This window comes from Massilia eburnea (genome assembly GCF_009720745.1).
Taxonomy (GTDB): Bacteria; Pseudomonadota; Gammaproteobacteria; order Burkholderiales; family Burkholderiaceae_D; genus Rugamonas; species Rugamonas eburnea.
This window is the reverse complement of sequence record NZ_WNKX01000011.1, coordinates 72,834-87,289: the sequence shown is the minus strand read 5'-3', so window position 1 is coordinate 87,289 and position 14,456 is coordinate 72,834. Positions and strand designations below refer to the sequence as shown.

At 64.5% G+C, this 14,456-nt stretch carries 13 protein-coding genes; 2 read left to right on the top strand and 11 right to left on the bottom strand.

Annotated elements, in window-relative coordinates; translation table 11 throughout:
• Position 1: 1 nt before the first annotated feature.
• Positions 2-760: a substrate-binding periplasmic protein gene (locus GM658_RS15790; RefSeq protein WP_155455007.1), complete on the top strand. Its 759-nt coding sequence runs from the start codon at positions 2-4 to the stop codon at positions 758-760.
• Here the strand turns inward: GM658_RS15790 and GM658_RS15785 are convergent.
• Genes GM658_RS15785 through GM658_RS15760 form a run of 6 tightly spaced genes read right to left on the bottom strand, consistent with a single transcriptional unit; the run spans position 729 to position 6,322 of the window.
• Positions 729-1,796, bottom strand: coding sequence for a branched-chain amino acid ABC transporter permease (locus tag GM658_RS15785; RefSeq protein ID WP_211841873.1), 1,068 nt, complete (start codon positions 1,794-1,796; stop codon positions 729-731). The two genes, GM658_RS15790 and GM658_RS15785, sit on opposite strands and share 32 nt — an antisense overlap.
• 1 nt (position 1,797) lies before the next feature.
• Complete coding sequence (locus GM658_RS15780; RefSeq protein WP_371865125.1) at positions 1,798-2,805, bottom strand: branched-chain amino acid ABC transporter permease; 1,008 nt, start codon at positions 2,803-2,805, stop codon at positions 1,798-1,800.
• A 2-nt stretch (positions 2,806-2,807) separates the two neighbouring features.
• The gene (locus GM658_RS15775; RefSeq protein WP_155455006.1) at positions 2,808-3,530 is read right to left on the bottom strand and encodes an ABC transporter ATP-binding protein; all 723 of its coding nucleotides are present in this window, start codon (positions 3,528-3,530) and stop codon (positions 2,808-2,810) included.
• Positions 3,523-4,272, bottom strand: a complete 750-nt coding sequence (locus tag GM658_RS15770; protein ID WP_371865128.1) for an ABC transporter ATP-binding protein — start codon at positions 4,270-4,272, stop codon at positions 3,523-3,525. Before GM658_RS15770 ends, GM658_RS15775 begins: the two co-directional genes overlap by 8 nt.
• Positions 4,273-4,284: 12 nt before the next feature.
• The gene (locus GM658_RS15765; RefSeq protein ID WP_155455004.1) at positions 4,285-5,454 is read right to left on the bottom strand and encodes a substrate-binding domain-containing protein; all 1,170 of its coding nucleotides are present in this window, start codon (positions 5,452-5,454) and stop codon (positions 4,285-4,287) included.
• A 1-nt stretch (position 5,455) separates the two neighbouring features.
• Positions 5,456-6,322: an alpha/beta fold hydrolase gene (locus tag GM658_RS15760; protein ID WP_155455003.1), complete on the bottom strand. Its 867-nt coding sequence runs from the start codon at positions 6,320-6,322 to the stop codon at positions 5,456-5,458.
• 137 nt (positions 6,323-6,459) lie between these two features.
• On the opposite strand from GM658_RS15760, the gene GM658_RS15755 reads away from it, so the two are divergent.
• Entirely contained in the window at positions 6,460-7,362 is a 903-nt protein-coding gene (locus tag GM658_RS15755; protein ID WP_155455002.1) for a LysR family transcriptional regulator, read from the top strand.
• Here GM658_RS15755 and GM658_RS15750 read toward each other — a convergent pair.
• The 5 genes from GM658_RS15750 to GM658_RS15730 form a co-directional block, all read right to left on the bottom strand.
• Positions 7,248-7,856, bottom strand: a complete 609-nt coding sequence (locus GM658_RS15750) for a hypothetical protein (RefSeq protein ID WP_155455001.1) — start codon at positions 7,854-7,856, stop codon at positions 7,248-7,250. The genes GM658_RS15755 and GM658_RS15750 overlap by 115 nt on opposite strands.
• Positions 7,857-7,858: 2 nt before the next feature.
• Positions 7,859-8,740 carry an MbnB/TglH/ChrH family RiPP precursor modification enzyme gene (locus GM658_RS15745; RefSeq protein WP_155455000.1) on the bottom strand — a complete coding sequence of 294 codons (882 nt, stop codon included), beginning with the start codon at positions 8,738-8,740 and terminating at the stop codon, positions 7,859-7,861.
• Complete coding sequence (locus GM658_RS15740) at positions 8,721-8,984, bottom strand: hypothetical protein (RefSeq protein WP_155454999.1); 264 nt, start codon at positions 8,982-8,984, stop codon at positions 8,721-8,723. The genes GM658_RS15745 and GM658_RS15740 overlap by 20 nt, the downstream gene beginning before the upstream one ends.
• 150 nt (positions 8,985-9,134) lie before the next feature.
• Positions 9,135-11,777: a LuxR family transcriptional regulator gene (locus GM658_RS15735; RefSeq protein WP_155454998.1), complete on the bottom strand. Its 2,643-nt coding sequence runs from the start codon at positions 11,775-11,777 to the stop codon at positions 9,135-9,137.
• Positions 11,778-11,906: 129 nt separating this feature from the next.
• On the bottom strand, positions 11,907-14,243 hold the full coding sequence (locus tag GM658_RS15730; RefSeq protein WP_170298836.1) for a TonB-dependent receptor: 2,337 nt from the start codon (positions 14,241-14,243) through the stop codon (positions 11,907-11,909).
• Positions 14,244-14,456: the final 213 nt, after the last annotated feature.

Genomic DNA, 14,456 nt, shown 5'->3' with positions numbered 1-14,456 from the left:
CATGACGGGGCTGCGCCGCCGCCTGGTCGCAGGATTAGCTGGTGCGCTGGCCCTGGCCGCGTTGCCGCTGCGCGCCAGCCGGCAGCGGCCATTGCGTGCGGTTGCCCTGGCCATCGCTCCTTATGCAATGGTGGATGCGAATGGCCGCAAGAACGGCATGTTTGTCGATGCGTTTGAACTGATTGAGCGCGTATCGGGCCGTCATATCGACGTCACCGTCGCCCCTTATGCCCGCGCCATCGCGATGCTGCGTTCCGGCGAGGCAGACCTGATGATCGCCACGTCCAATTCAGTCATTGCAGAAGCGGCCGAGCCGATGGGGATGCTATGGACGGCCGATGTGATTGCCATCGGCCGCGCAGGGCTTGTGCTGGAAGGCCAGGAGGATTTGAGAGGCCGCACGGTTGGCGTTTTGCGAGGCTCCGATTACGGCGCTGCTTTCCTCGACGATAGCGAGTACCGTCGCCATGAAATCACCGACCAGTTGCAGGCTGTGCGCATGCTGCAGGAAGGGCGGCTCGATGCAACACTCGGCACAAGGCTCGCAGTGTTCTACGCCATGCGTTTGCTCGGTGTGCAGCGTGCGCGGCTTGGCCCGTCGATTGTGGTCCAGTCGCGCGAAATCCACTTGCACCTGGGCCGCCGCAGCGCCGATGACGCGCTGGAGACGGAATTGCGCCATGCCGTGCAGGAGTTGCGCAGTAGCGGCAAAGCCGATCGGCTGCAGGCTAGGTACCTGGCCGGACTGCCTTCCCGCTAAGCCTTCCAGCAATCCCGCTCGGGAAGAAATAGATGGCAAGGATGAACAGGATGCCGAGCCATAGCAGCCAGCGGTCCGGATGCAGGGCCGCTTCCAGCACCGGCACACCGGCTAGAGCGCCTGCTGCATGCGCCATCAGCGATTTCAGGTAGTTGTTCGCCAGGATAAAGAGCGCGGCGCCGATCACGGAGCCGTACATGGTGCCCATGCCGCCGATGACGACGATCAGCAGGATGTCGGTCATGACTTCGAAGCCCAGCGTGGTCTTGGGGCCGACATAACGCAGCCACAGCGCCATCAGCGCGCCGGCCAGGGTGGCGGCGACGGCGCCGATGCAGTTGGCGGCAATGCGGTAGACAACGGTGCGGTAGCCCAGCGCCTCGGCGCGGAATTCGTTTTCGCGGATCGCTTGCAGCACGCGGCCGAACGGGGAATTCACCACGCGCAGCAGGGCCAGGAAGATCAGGGCCGCGCAGAAGAATACGATGTAGTAGGTAAGCACTTTGCCGTCCACGATGCGGCCCATGAATTCGCCGAATTCGTTGGCGGGCGACAGCAGTTCAGGCACGTCGAAGGTCTTGCCGTCCTCGCCGCCGGTCCGCGCCGACATCTGCGATGCCAGCACGGCGAAAGAGGATGCCACCGCCAGTGTGATCATGGCGTAGAAGATGGCGCGCACGCGCAGTGCAAACAGGCCGATGATGAACGCCAGCGCAAGCGTCAATACGATCGCTGCGGCCAGGCCCAGCGCCATGCCGCTCCACGCAGGCACCGGCTTGTCGAAGCCCAGGCCGACCCCATAGGCGCCAATGCCGAAGAACATGGTGTGGGCAAACGACACGATGCCGGTATAGCCAAGCAGCAGGTCGTACGAGGCCACCAGGACGATATAGATGCAGATGGTGGCGGCCGTATTCAGCGGACGGACGCCTTTGGTGACAAATGGCGCCAGTGCGAGGCCCAGTACGACCAGCAGGAGCAGGACAGACATGGCGCGGCTGCGCGGCAGGTCGCCGGAAAACAAGGTATTCAGCATTTCATTTCCTCGACAGGCCGGCTGGACGCCACAGCAGGATGGCGATCATCAGAACGATATGGGAGACCAGAGCGAATTTCGGGGCAAGGAAGCCGGCGTAGTTGGCGCTCAGCGCCATCAGCAGGGCGCCGATGAAGCAGCCGCCCACCGATCCGAGCCCGCCGATGATGATGGTGATGAAAACCATGACCATCACTTCGCTGCCCATGGAGGCGGTCAGGGTTTCCTTGTACAGTCCCCACATGACGCCGCCCAAGCCCGCCAGCGCCGACCCCGCGGCGAATACCGCGACGAACAGGCGCCGGATGCGGTAGCCCAGCGCTTCGACCATTTCACCGTTCTCGACGCCGGCGCGTATCAGCAGGCCAAGCTTGGTGCGGTTCAGCACCAGCGTGAGCGTGACGAAGACCAGCAGGCCGACCGCCACCGCCAGCAGGCGGTATTTTTCGATGGCGCTGTCGCCCAGCACGATGGCTCCGCGCAAGGCGGCTGGCAGCGGCATCGGTTGCTGCTCGGCGCCCCAGATCACCTGGATCAATTGTTCGACCACGATCATGCCGCCCATCGTGATCAGGATTTGCTTCAGGTGCTGGCCGTAGACCGGCATGATGATGAGGCGTTCGAAAGCCCAGCCGAGCAGCGCGGTGACGGTCATGGCGAGCCCGATTGCCAGGGCGAGCGCGGCCAGGTTCATGGCAAGCGAGTCGGCTTCCAGCCAGCCGTGCATCGGCACCAGGACCAGCGTGGCGGCGAAGGCGCCCACGGAAACGAAGGCGCCGTGGCCGAAGTTCAGCACGTCCATCAAGCCGAAGACCAGGGTCAGGCCGCTGGACATGATGAAGATCATCATCCCCATCGCCAGCCCCGCCACGGTCAGGGTAATCCAGGTTGGCAAGCTGCCGACCAGCGGCAGCATCGCCAGCATCAGGGCAGGCACCAGCAGCGGCGCCAGGTAGTCGCGGGGAATCGCGGGCAACTTCGTGGGCAGTGTCGTAGCGCTCACTGTCACTCCTATTGGTGTGAGTCGAGGGCCAGGCCGAGCAGGCGTTGCTGCAGGGCGCGGTCGGCAGCCAGTTCGGCCATGGGGCCGCTGTGGACGATGCGGCCATCGTCCATCACCGCCACGGTGTCGCCGAGCTGGCGCACGAAGTGGAAGTTCTGCTCCACCAGCAGCACCGTGGTCTGGCCTTTCAGCTGGCGGATGGCGTCGGCCAGGTTCTGGATGATGGCCGGCGCCAGCCCCTTGGTCGGTTCGTCGATCAGCAGCAGCTGGCGCGGCTCGATGATGGCGCGTGCGATGGCGACCATCTGCTTCTGGCCTCCGGAGAGCTTGCCTGCCGGGTAGTTCCAGAACTTCTTCAGGGCGGGAAAGAAGGAGAAGATCCATTCCAGCCGCGTGGTATCCATCGGCCCGCTGCGGGCCGCGAGATAGAGGTTCTCGCGCACGGTCAGGTCGCTGAACACGGCCATGGATTCCGGAACGTAGGCGATGCCGGCCTGGGCGATCTCCGGCGTGCGCAGCCTGCTGATGTCACGGCCGCCGAATTCGACTTTGCCTGCGCTGGCCTGCCACAGGCCCATGACGGTGCGCAGGGTGGTGGTCTTGCCGGCGCCGTTGCGGCCCAGCAGCACTGTGAGGCCGCCGCGCGGCACATGCAGGTCGACCCCTTGCAGGATGTGGTATTCGCCGATGTGCGTATGCACGCCGGAGAGCTTGAGCAGGGCGTCAGTCATGGCTTGCGCTTCCCAGGTAGGCTTCCTGCACGATGGCGGAGGACATGACCGCGGCAGGCTCGCCATCGGCCACCAGGGCGCCGTTGTGCAGCACGATGATGCGGTCGGCCAGCGCGCGCACCACGTCCATTTTGTGTTCGACCAGGAGGATGGCCTTGGTGCGCTCGGCCTTGACCTGCTGGATCAAGTCCAGCACCACCGGTACTTCGTCCACGCTCATGCCGGCGGTCGGCTCGTCGAACATCATCACTTCCGGCTCCAGGGCCAGCATGATCGCGACTTCCAGTTTGCGTTTGTCGCCGTGCGACAGGGCGGCTACCAGCGTGCCGCGCCGCCCGGCCAGCGCCACGCGCTGCAGGTAATGGTCGGCGCGTTCGATCAAGTCCCTGTGGCTGGACCAGATGGACCACAGCTTCATGCCCGCATTGGCGCGCGCCTGGACGGCCAGGCGCACGTTCTCGTGCACGGTGAGGTGAGGGAACAGGTTGGTCAGCTGGAAGGCGCGGCCAATCCCTTTGCGGGTACGTGCCGCCGGGCCGCGCCGGGTAATGTCCTCGCCGCGCAGCAGAACCGTGCCGCTGGTGGCCGGCAACTGGCCGGACATCAGGTTGAAGTAAGTGGTCTTGCCGGCGCCGTTGGGACCGACGATGACGGTCAACTGGCCGGCATGGAAATCGGCGCTGACGTTGTCGACGGCCGTGTGGCCGCCAAAGCGTATGGTCAGCCCGCGTGTGGAAAGCAAAGCAGTCATGTTTCAGCGCTTGTTCCTGATCGGTACCGGCAGTTCGGAGGCCGGAATCTCGCGCACCAGTTCCAGCAGGTCCCACTCGTCCTTCTGGTCCTTCTTGATGCGGAAGTGGTACATCGGCTGCATGGCCTGGTGGTCTTCCTTGCGGAAGTGCATTTTGCCTTTCGGCGTATCGAATTCCATGCCTTCCATGGCGGCGATCATGTTCTGTGTATTCCCTCCGCCAGTCTTGGCGAGGGCGGTGTAGACCGCGCTGGCGGCCGTGAAGCCACCGGCGGTGAACATGTCCGGCGGCTTTTTATAACGCTTCATGTGTTCGGCCACGAACCAGTCGTTCATCTTGTTCTTCGGGAAACCGTAGTAGTAATAGATCGTGCCCTCGGTGCCGGCGAACGACTTCCAGGTCTTCAGCACGGGCAGGATATTGCCGCCCGGCGCAAGGGTAATGCCGTAGCGCTCCGGTTTCATGTCGGCGATCTTGTTCATCGGGTTGGGACCAGCCCAGATGATCTGCAGCACGCGCGGCTGGGGCGCGTCTTTCAGCTTGTCGAACAGGCGCTGCGCCGAGGCGGTAAAGTCGGTCGCGTTCTGTGGCGCATATTCCTCGTGGACGACATTAGCTCTGGATCCCGTCAGCCTGAGTGCTTCGCGTGCAGCGGCGACGGCGTCCTTGCCGAAGGCGTAATCCTGCGCCAGGAAAGCCACGCTGCCTTGCTTGAAGGTGGATGCGGCTGCCAGGCCGTCCTGCATGGAATTGCGGGCGGTGCGGAAGATGTACTTGTTCCACTTCGCGCCGGTGATCGCGTCGGCCACGGCCGGTTCGACGACCAGGATCTTCTTGTACTCGGCCGCGATGGGCAGCATGGCGATGGCGGAACCGGAAGAGCTGGTGCCGACGGCGATATCGACCTTGTCGTCGTCGTAGGCTTCGGCCAGCAGCGTGCGGCCCTGGTCAGGTTTGCTCTGGTCGTCCTTGACGATGACCTTCAGCTTGCGGCCGTTGATGTCCATCTTGCCGCTGGTGAGGTATTCAAGGCCCATCATGAAGCCGGTCTCGGTCTCCCTGGCATAGGGCTCGAGGATGCCGGTCTTGCCGGCGATGAGCGCGACCTTCAGGTCCTGGGCCGCAGCCAGCATGGGCGCCAGCGCAAACACCAGGGGGATCAGTTTTCTCATATCAATCGACGGTGGCGAGGAAGCTGCGCAGCGCTTCCTGCGCGGCGGGTTCGGACAGCATCGGCGCATGGCCGACATCGGGCACCTCAGCATACAGCATGCGCGGTGCGGCTGCGCGCATGCCGCTGGCTTGCGCCAGCTCGATCAGGTCCGACAGGCCGCCGCGTATCAGCAGGGTCGGGCGGCGCCGGGCCAGGCGGCGGAAGGCGAAGTGCGCTGCCATCGACGTCGAGCGCAGCTTGTTGGCGCGGATCGGAACGGCGATGTTCGGGTCGTAGCGCATGGCCAGGGTGCCGTCGCCCTGTTCACGGAAGGCGCGGTGCGCCCAGCGTTCCCATTCCTGCGCGGTGTTGGCGGGGAAGGCGACGCCATTGATGCTGCTGATGTAGTCCGCTGCCTGCTGCCAGCTGGTGAACTGTTCGCCTTTGCCGGTATAGCTGCGGATGCGCGCCAGCCCGCGCTCGGACAAGGTCGGCCCGACGTCGTTCAGGACAGCGGCGGCGACCAGGCTCGATTTGCGCAGGGCCAGCGTCATGGTGATCAGGCCGCCCATCGAGGTGCCGATGAAGACCGCACGCTCGATGCCCAGGTCGTTCGCCATCTTGACCACGTCGTTGGCGTAGACCATGGTGGTGTAGCGGTCCGGGTTCGGGTCGTATTCGGAATTGCCGCGGCCCCGCACGTCGACGGCGATCACGCGCCGGCCCTGGGCGGCAAGCCAGGGCGCGACGTCCTCGAAGTCGGCCGAATTGCGCGTCAGGCCGTGGATGCAGATCACGGGCAGGCGCGCCGGACCGCTGGCGGCAGGGTAGTCGCGCGCATAGAGGCGCAGGCCATCGTCGCTGGTGTAGCTGATCTCGGAATACATGGTCCTCGTGGGCAGCGTTGCAGGAGCGTGCAGTGTGCAAGAAATGCATCGATCACGGAACCGGAGGCTGCGCCCACTGTGTGTGCAATTTTGCACATTGGCGCAATGCGGACCGAAAATGATGCACAATAAGGCGCATGAAAACACTGCCCGAATGGACCGACTTGCGCTTCTTCCTGGAGCTGGCGCGCTCCGGCACCCTGTCCGGCGCCTCGCGCCGGCTGGAAGTGGAGCACACCACCGTTTCGCGCCGCATCGACCGCCTCGAGCAGCAATTGGGGGCCACCTTGTTCGACCGCTCGCGTGAAGGGTATGAGCTGACCGAGATGGGGCACGCCGTGCTGCCGCATGCGGAGGCCATGGAAAGCGCGGTACTGGCGGCGCAGGGCCAGTTGTCCGGTACCGAGGTCGCGATCCGCGGCGTGGTGCGGCTGGGCGTGCCGGAGGCGCTGGGCGTGCGTTTCATCACGCCGCTTTTGGCGCAGTTCCTGCAGGATTATCCCGAGCTGTCGGTGGACCTGCTGGTGCAGCCCCGTTTCGCCAACCTGGCCAGCCGCGAGGCCGACCTGGGCGTGACGCTGGATGCGCCCAACACGGGCCGCTACATGGTGACGCGCCTGGCGTCCTTCCGCCTTTACGTCTACGGTTCGCCGGAATACCTGGCGCGCCATGCGCCGATCCAGAAGCGCAGCGATCTGGCCGGCCACGACTTTGTCGATTACGTGCAGGATCGCCTCGCCAGCAATGAGCTGAACTTCCTCGATGAACTGGGCGTCAATCCGCGCCGCCGCCTGTGCTGCACCGGCATGCTGGCGCAGGCTGAGGCGGCGGCGGCGGGCCTGGGCCTGATGATGGCGCCGCCGTATATGGCGACCGATGGCCGCCTGGTGCCGGTGCTGCAGGACGAAGTCTTCGTCGAGCGTGCCTATTGGCTGGTGGCGCCGGTCGACTTGTACCGGCTGCCGCGCGTGCGCGCCGTGTGGAACCTGCTGCGCCAGTTTGCGGAATCGCGCGCCAGCCTGTTTATTTCGAATAAGTGAGGCAAGTCGATGCCGATCTCGATGCGGTGCAGGTCGGGCGGCGCGGTGTCGGGCAAAGCGGCGCCTTGCGCCAGCGCGTTCAGGATGGGCGCCGGGGCGTAGCTCCAGTCCACAAAGTAGTGGCACGGGTCGCCCTCGCGCACTTTCATCAGGGCCAGTTCGAACTGCGAGACTGAAACGACCAGCGGGTCATCATGCCCGGCCAGGAAATCCAGGAAGGCCAGCGGCTGGTATTCGCGGAAAGGCGGAATATTCTGCTCCCGGATGAATGCTTCCAGAGCCTCGTCGAGCAGGCAGGCCTGGCGCAGCAATTCAACCGTCAGCACGCAAGTGCGTTCCAGCACGTAGATCCGCCACAAGTGGACATTCCCACGCGCTTCCTGCAAATCGGGCGAGGCGGCGACATGATGGTAATACGGCGCGTCGCCGGCGCCGGGCTGGTAATTGGCGCGCATCAGGCCAAGCAGGATGCGCTGGTGGCTGGCCAGATCCATCGCTACCTCCATTCGCGTTGGCGCATTTGCCGCAAGGTGTCGGCAATGGCTGCATGGCCCAGGCCGGGCACTGCCTCGGGCATGAATTCATACACGATCACTTGCGCTTCGGTGGCCACGTCCCGCAGCACTTGCTGCGCCAGGTCCATGGTGCACGGCCGCGGCAGGCGCGAATGCACGTCCAGCATCAAGCCATTGTGCTGCACGCCGCAGGCGACGTGCAGTTCGCGTACGCGGCTGCCGTCCAGCTCCGCCAGGAAGGCCTGGATGTCGAGCGCATGGTTGTGCTCATCGCACTCAAGGTTGTAGACGTCCAGGATCAAGCCGCAGCCGCTGTGCGCCGCGATGGCGTTGAGGAAACCGGCGTCGCTGTAGTGGGCCGGGCAGTCCGGCACCACGTGCACGATATTCTCCAGCAGGAAAGGCAGGCCGTAGCGCTGCTGCAGGCACCAGGCGCGCTGTGCCACCAGCTCGGCGGCTTGCTCGGTGCGGGGCAGGGCCAGCATGATGCCCAGATGCTCGCCGTCGACCCGGGTGTAGCCCAGGTGCTCGCTGTGCCAGCGCACCCGCACCTGGTCCATCAATTCGTCCAGCAAGTGCAGGTAGGTGGGCGACCAGCCGTCGTGCGAACCGATGGACAGGCTGACGCCATGCACCACGATCGTCTTTTCGCGGTCGATATTTTTCAGTTCGGCCAGGATTGCCGGGTCCAGCGCAATGCGGTCGCCATCGGCCACCGACATGGTTTCCGGCGTCACCTCGATGATGTCCGCATATGGCAGCATCATTTCCAGCAAGGCCGGATCGCGTCCTTCGTAGCTGACGCCCACGCCCAGTGGCGGACGTGGGTCGGCAGACAACAATTCAGCCGAAGACGGATACATGCTGGATCACCGCGCCTTCAATATGCGGCACTTCGCGCAGCACGCGCCCGATGGCCGGGTCGCCGCGCAGGAAAGTCAGGTCGAATCCCGTCAGGCCGCAATTGCACCCGCCCTTGGGCACCATCTGGGCCACTGCGATGTCGAGTGCACGGTGCAGTTCTTCCAGCGTGACCTTGCCTTCGCTGACGACAATCTTGACGTGATTGTTCTTGCTTTGGGTATTGCGCATGCTCAGCTCTTCCATGACGTTCTCCAGGCGGTCCGTTAGTGAACCGGGGCGGGTGGGCTGGACCAGGCGGTGAACCGCGCCCCGGGTTTTCCATGGCTGTCACTTTAGGCTGCGGGCGGGCGCCGCGAATTGGTACTGGCACCCATTTTCCGGGCAGGCCAGCACCTAGTTTTTGTGCAGGGAGGAGGGCGGACGGCGCAGCAGGTCGAGGCGGGTGCTGGCGCCCATCTTGCCGAGGAGTGTGGAAACGTGGTGTTCAACGGTGCGTTCGGAGCGGCACAGGCGCTGGGCGATTTCCAGGTTGCTCAGTCCTTCCAGCAGCAATTCCAGCACCTGGGCTTCGCGGCGTGTCAGGCCGCTGGGGTGTTCGCGCGCTGCCGCGTAAGGCCCGCGCCGCGATTTGGGCAACTGGGCCTGAGCGCCGCAGGCGCGCGCGCGCTGGCGCGCCATGGCCGCTGCCGGGACGGCGCCAATCTGCTCCAGCAGGGCGACAGCCTTCGGCATGGCTTGCGCCGCCGCATCGCCTGGAATGTCGAGCAGGGCCAGGGCAGCTTCGTAAGGGAGCCCGAGCGCCAGCCAGGTATCGCAGGCGGCCTGGCCATTGCCCGACAGTTCGGCTGCACGCGGTGCTGGCGGCGGCAGTTCGCACTCGGGCAGGGGCGCTGCCTCGGCGCGGCGCTGCCATGTGCAGACTTCGGCCAGGTCCCAGGCATTCACGCCGGAGAAGTCGAATTGGGCCGCTTCTTCCAGCCAGCGGCGGCAAGTTTCAATGTCCTGCGCCTGCCAAGCAGCTTCCACAAGGGCCAGCAGCACGGGCAGCAGGCGTTGCGATTCGCCCGTGGCCCGTGCCCATTGCAAGGCCTCCTGCAGGCAGCGCGCGGCTTCCGCCTCGCCCTGGCGCGACAGGGTGCGGCCCAGCACCGTCAATGCCGGCAGGCGCATCACCAGGCTGAGGTCAGGCAGGGCAAGGACTTGCCGCGCCAGCGCGGCAGCGGCGGCGAATTCGCCCTTGTCGAGGTGGAGCTGCGCCTGCCAGCCGGTCAGGTAGTGCACCCAGGCGTCCAGTTCATGTTCCCGGTGATATGCCAGGCCCTCGGCCAGCAGGCGTTCCGCCAGGGCGAATTGCTTGAACACCACCGCGTACTCGATCCAGTTGCTGTAGATGCGCGCCGCGTGTTCGTGCAGGTGCTGAGCCAGCGCGCACTGCAATCCTTCCGCCAGTTCCTGCTGGCCGCCGCCGTCGCCCAGGAACAGCTTGGCGCTGCCGATATTGGTCAGGGCGTGCACCCGCGTATCGTGGTCGTCCAGCGTGGTGGCCAGTTCCAGTGCGAGCCGGCCCCATTCGATGGCGGAAGCGGGATGGTTTTGCAGCAGCTGGTGCTGGGAACGCATGCTGTAGGCCATGGCCAGCTCTTTGCTGTTCGGCAGTTGCTCCAGCGTGCGGATCGCTTCCAGGCCGTAGCGCTCGGCCTCCTTCGACTCGCCGCGATACCAATAGGTGCGCGCCAGCCAGCGCAGGTTCAGTCCCGCCTTGTCGGGCCGCTCCACGCTTTGCCACAGTTCGATGGCTTTCTTGCGGGCTTCGATCAAGCGCTCATCGATGCGCAGCAGGCCCGCCTCATATGCCCAGTCCTCGTAAAGCTGGGCGGCATCGCCGGTCCAGCTGACGGCGTCGACAAACTGCAGGGCGCTGGCCAGGTGGGCCGCCGCCTGCCGGTGCGCCCCCAGCCGCGCCGCCTGGCGCGCTGCACGCGGCGCCAATTGCAGCACCATGTGCGCGTCCTGGGCGCCGGTGGCATGGTGCACCAGTCTTGCCAGCTCGACCCGGGCGTGGCTGGGAGCCTGTTCGGTCAGCACCTTGCACAGGCGCTTGTGCAGGGCGCGCGAGGCTGCCGGCCGCAGGCCGCTCAGCACTGCCTGCCGCGCCAGTTCATGGCGGAACGACAGATGGCCGGGACTGGCGCGCTGCAGCAGGCCGCTGTCGACGCTGCCATCGATGGCCTCATGTCCATCGTCGCCCAGAACCGCTTCCAGCAGCCACTCTTCCAGCGCGACAGGACTGACGCTGACCAGTTCCAGCACCGTCCGCACTTGCGCGGGCAGGCGTGACATGCGCGCCCACACCGCATCGCGCACCGAAGCCGGCAAGTGGCCCAGGGTGCTGTCGCAATCGGTCAGCAATTCGGACAGGAAGAAGGGATTGCCGCCGGTGACGCGGTACAGTTCCGCCGGGTCGCAAGGTGCATCGCGTGCCAGCGTGGCCACGGCTTGCGGTGACAGCGGCGACAGCGCGATGCGCTGGGTACTTGCGGCAGGCAAGTCGCCGGCCCAGCGCCAGAAAGCGTGGTCGGGAGGCAGTTCATCGTTGCGGACGCTGGCCAGCAGCACGATGCGCTGCCCGGCAATGCGGCGCGCCAGGTACTTGAGCAAATCCAGCGTGGCCTGGTCGGCCCAGTGCAAGTCTTCGCACAGGACCAGCACGGGGCGCGGCTGCGCGGCCAGGCGGCCCAGCAGCAAAGGCATCAACTGGTCGGGACTGGCCGCGTTATCGATGGCGCAGACGACATCGGAACCCAGTTCGCAGGCGAAGTCGCGCAGCGGCCCCAGCGCACGGGGCGTGGACAAGTCTTCGCAAGCGCCTTGCAGCAGCAGGAAGCGGTCCCTCAAGGGCGCAGCAAAAGCCTGCAGCAAGGACGACTTGCCGATGCCGGCTTCACCCAGCACCAGAGCCATGCCGCCCACGCCGGAGTCGGCACGACTGGCTAGCCGCTGAAGTGTTTCCAACTCCCTTTCGCGCTCGAGCAACATCTGGCTCTCCTCACCGCCATCATAAGCCTGTCAGCGCGAAAGAAATCTCACCAATCGTAACGTGCATGAAAGTCGGGGCAGCGGAAAAAAGGGGTACGTCCCCTTTTTTCCGCTGCCCCGACTTTTCTCTTAGAACTTATACGAGGCGGTGAGCTTGTAGGTGCGCGGGTCGCCGTAGTAGGTGGTGACGGTGCTGAAGAAGCCGCCGAAGGCGTAGCCTGCTACTTTGTAGCGCTTGTCCGTCAGGTTGCGGCCGTGCAGGCCGATTTGCAGGCGGCGGTCGGAACTGGTCCATACCAGCCCGGCATCCCACAAGGTGAAGCCGCCTTGCGCCAGCATCTGGTTTTGCGGCACCAGTGCGTCCATCGAGGCAATGCCGGTCAGGCGTACGATTTCGGCCTGGTAGACCTTGTCCTTGTAGGACAGACTGGGGTTGAAGCTCATGCTGCCGCCGCGGCCGAACAGGCTGACCGGCCATTCGTAAGTCGCGCCCAGGTTGGCCGATTTCTTCGGCGTGTTCTGGAATTCGGCGCTGCCGGCGACGTTGATCAGGTTGGCGCCGCTGGCGACCATCCATTCCTTGTATTTGGCGTCGATGTAGCTGACCATGCCGTTCAGGGACAGTTGGTCCGTCACGCGGGCAATCGCTTCCAGTTCTACGCCCTTGATCTTGGCCTTGCCGGCGTTGGTCAGCGTGCCGGCGAAGCCGTTCACCTGGCCTTGGGCATTGAAGGTGGGGATCGAGCCGGGGATCTGCACATTCTTGTAGTCGGTGTAGAACACGGCTGCATTGGTCTGCAGGCGGCCGCCGTTCAGCGAGGACTTCAGGCCCAGTTCAAGCGAGTCGACTTCTTCGGGATTGACGCCTTTGCGCTTTTCCAGCGAAGCGGGAGTATTCGGGCCGCCCGTCGCCGCCAGGTCCATGCGCGGGTCGAACATGCCGCCTTTGAAGCCGCTCTGGTAACCGCCGTACAGGTTATGCTCGGGCGAGAGCTTCCAGCCGAAGCCCAGTTTCGGAGTGAATTTCTTGTCCTTGCGGTGCAGGTCGTCCTTGCCAAGGTCGGTGTTGGGCGCCAGGCCGACTGCGGCTGGATTGCCGAGGTTGGGCGAACCGGCCAGGCCGAGATAGGTGCGCTTGTAGATGGCGGCTTCGCGTTCGTCGTCGGTCCAGCGGCCGCCTACGCTCACGTTGAAGGCGTCGGTCACGTTGTAGCTGGCGTCGGCGTACACCGCCCAGGTCTTGGAGTCGATATCGTCGCGCGTCAGCAGCGAGAAGCCGGCGCCGGCGCCATACAGCACGTCGAATTCGTTGAAGGCGTTGGTCTTCATGTAGAACAAACCAGCCACGCCTTGCCATTTGGAGCCGGTGTAGGTGAGCTGGAATTCCTGGCTGTCCTGCTTGTCGCTGTAAATGGCCGGGGCTTCCCACAGTGCGGCGTTCAGCGAGTCGAAGTCGATCGGTGCATAGGATTTCGAAGAGCGGTGCGCCGTCACCGACTTGAACATCGTATCCGGCGTAATGTTGTAGTCGATGGTCAGCGAAGCGCCCTTGGTGGTCACCTGCTGGTCGTGGCCATTCACTTTGTACAGGTTGGCGCGCGTGTCGTAAGCGCCGTCCAGCGGCGGCTCGTTGCCTGGCGGCGGGGCGTTCAGCAGGCGGTAGCCTTGCTTGGGCTGGGAGTCGTCCTTGGTGTAGTCGGCGGCCAGGCGGATGAACAGGTCGGTGCTGGGTACCAGTTCGGCGCTCACGCGGGCCGCGTTGACGTCCTTGTTGTAGTTTTCGCGGCCATTGACCACGTTCTTGCCGAAGCCGTCGCGGTTGAAGGTGCCAATGGTTGCGCCCACGCGCAGCATGTCGTTGATCGGTGTGCTGCCTTTCAATACCAGGTCGTGCTGTTTGTAGTTGCCCAGCGCGCCCTTGATTTCAAAGCTCGGGTTGGGCGAGAGCTTGCGCGTCACATACTTTACCGCGCCGCCGATGGTGTTGCGGCCGTACAGCGTGCCCTGCGGACCACGCAGGACTTCGATGCGCTCCAGGTCGTAGATGTCGGTCAGGGCGCCTTGCGGGCGCGCCAGGTAGATATCGTCCAGGTAGATGCCGACGCCTTGTTCGAAGCCGGCCACCGGGTCTTGCTGGCCAATGCCGCGGATGAAGGCGGTCAGGGTGGTGTTGGTGCCGCGCGAGGCCTTGAGCGTGGTGTTCGGAACGATGTCGGTCAGCGCGGTGATGTCGGGCAGCGCCTGTTTTTCCAGCTGGGCGCCGGAAAGGGCGGTGACGGCGCCCGGCACGTCCTGGATCAGCTCCGCACGTTTGCGCGCAGTGACGATGACACGGTCGATCGCGCCTTCAGCTTTCTCCCCGTCGGCCGTTTGCGCCAGTACTGGATGGGCGTACATGGCGGGAAGGGTCATCATGACCGCGGCCACGGAGCGGCGCAGCATGACATTGTTTTTCGACACACGCATCAAAGTCTCCTCAGGTTTTGTTATGCGAGGAGTGTGCATGTTTTGCCAACTGTGCGAAACTGACAGTGCCGCACTCACGTTGTGCAATTTTGCACACGATCGAAAGTAGTGATATTTCGATTTCGCCTTGATCTAGTCCTTGCTGATATAGCTTTGTTATAGCGGTTGGCTTGTTTGATAAGCTCGGGGTACTGACGCTATCTCGAAGAGGAA

Bases quoted from the DNA above. Each gene is read 5' to 3' on its own strand.
- GM658_RS15730 (WP_170298836.1), bottom strand. From the start codon at position 14,243: ATGCGTGTGTCGAAAAACAATGTCATGCTGCGCCGCTCCGTGGCCGCG.
- GM658_RS15775 (WP_155455006.1), bottom strand. From the start codon at position 3,530: ATGACTGACGCCCTGCTCAAGCTCTCCGGCGTGCATACGCACATCGGC.
- GM658_RS15755 (WP_155455002.1), top strand. From the start codon at position 6,460: ATGAAAACACTGCCCGAATGGACCGACTTGCGCTTCTTCCTGGAGCTG.
- GM658_RS15765 (WP_155455004.1), bottom strand. From the start codon at position 5,454: ATGAGAAAACTGATCCCCCTGGTGTTTGCGCTGGCGCCCATGCTGGCT.
- GM658_RS15735 (WP_155454998.1), bottom strand. From the start codon at position 11,777: ATGTTGCTCGAGCGCGAAAGGGAGTTGGAAACACTTCAGCGGCTAGCC.
- GM658_RS15750 (WP_155455001.1), bottom strand. From the start codon at position 7,856: ATGGATCTGGCCAGCCACCAGCGCATCCTGCTTGGCCTGATGCGCGCC.
- GM658_RS15785 (WP_211841873.1), bottom strand. From the start codon at position 1,796: ATGCTGAATACCTTGTTTTCCGGCGACCTGCCGCGCAGCCGCGCCATG.
- GM658_RS15760 (WP_155455003.1), bottom strand. From the start codon at position 6,322: ATGTATTCCGAGATCAGCTACACCAGCGACGATGGCCTGCGCCTCTAT.
- GM658_RS15790 (WP_155455007.1), top strand. From the start codon at position 2: ATGACGGGGCTGCGCCGCCGCCTGGTCGCAGGATTAGCTGGTGCGCTG.
- GM658_RS15740 (WP_155454999.1), bottom strand. From the start codon at position 8,984: ATGGAAGAGCTGAGCATGCGCAATACCCAAAGCAAGAACAATCACGTC.
- GM658_RS15745 (WP_155455000.1), bottom strand. From the start codon at position 8,740: ATGTATCCGTCTTCGGCTGAATTGTTGTCTGCCGACCCACGTCCGCCA.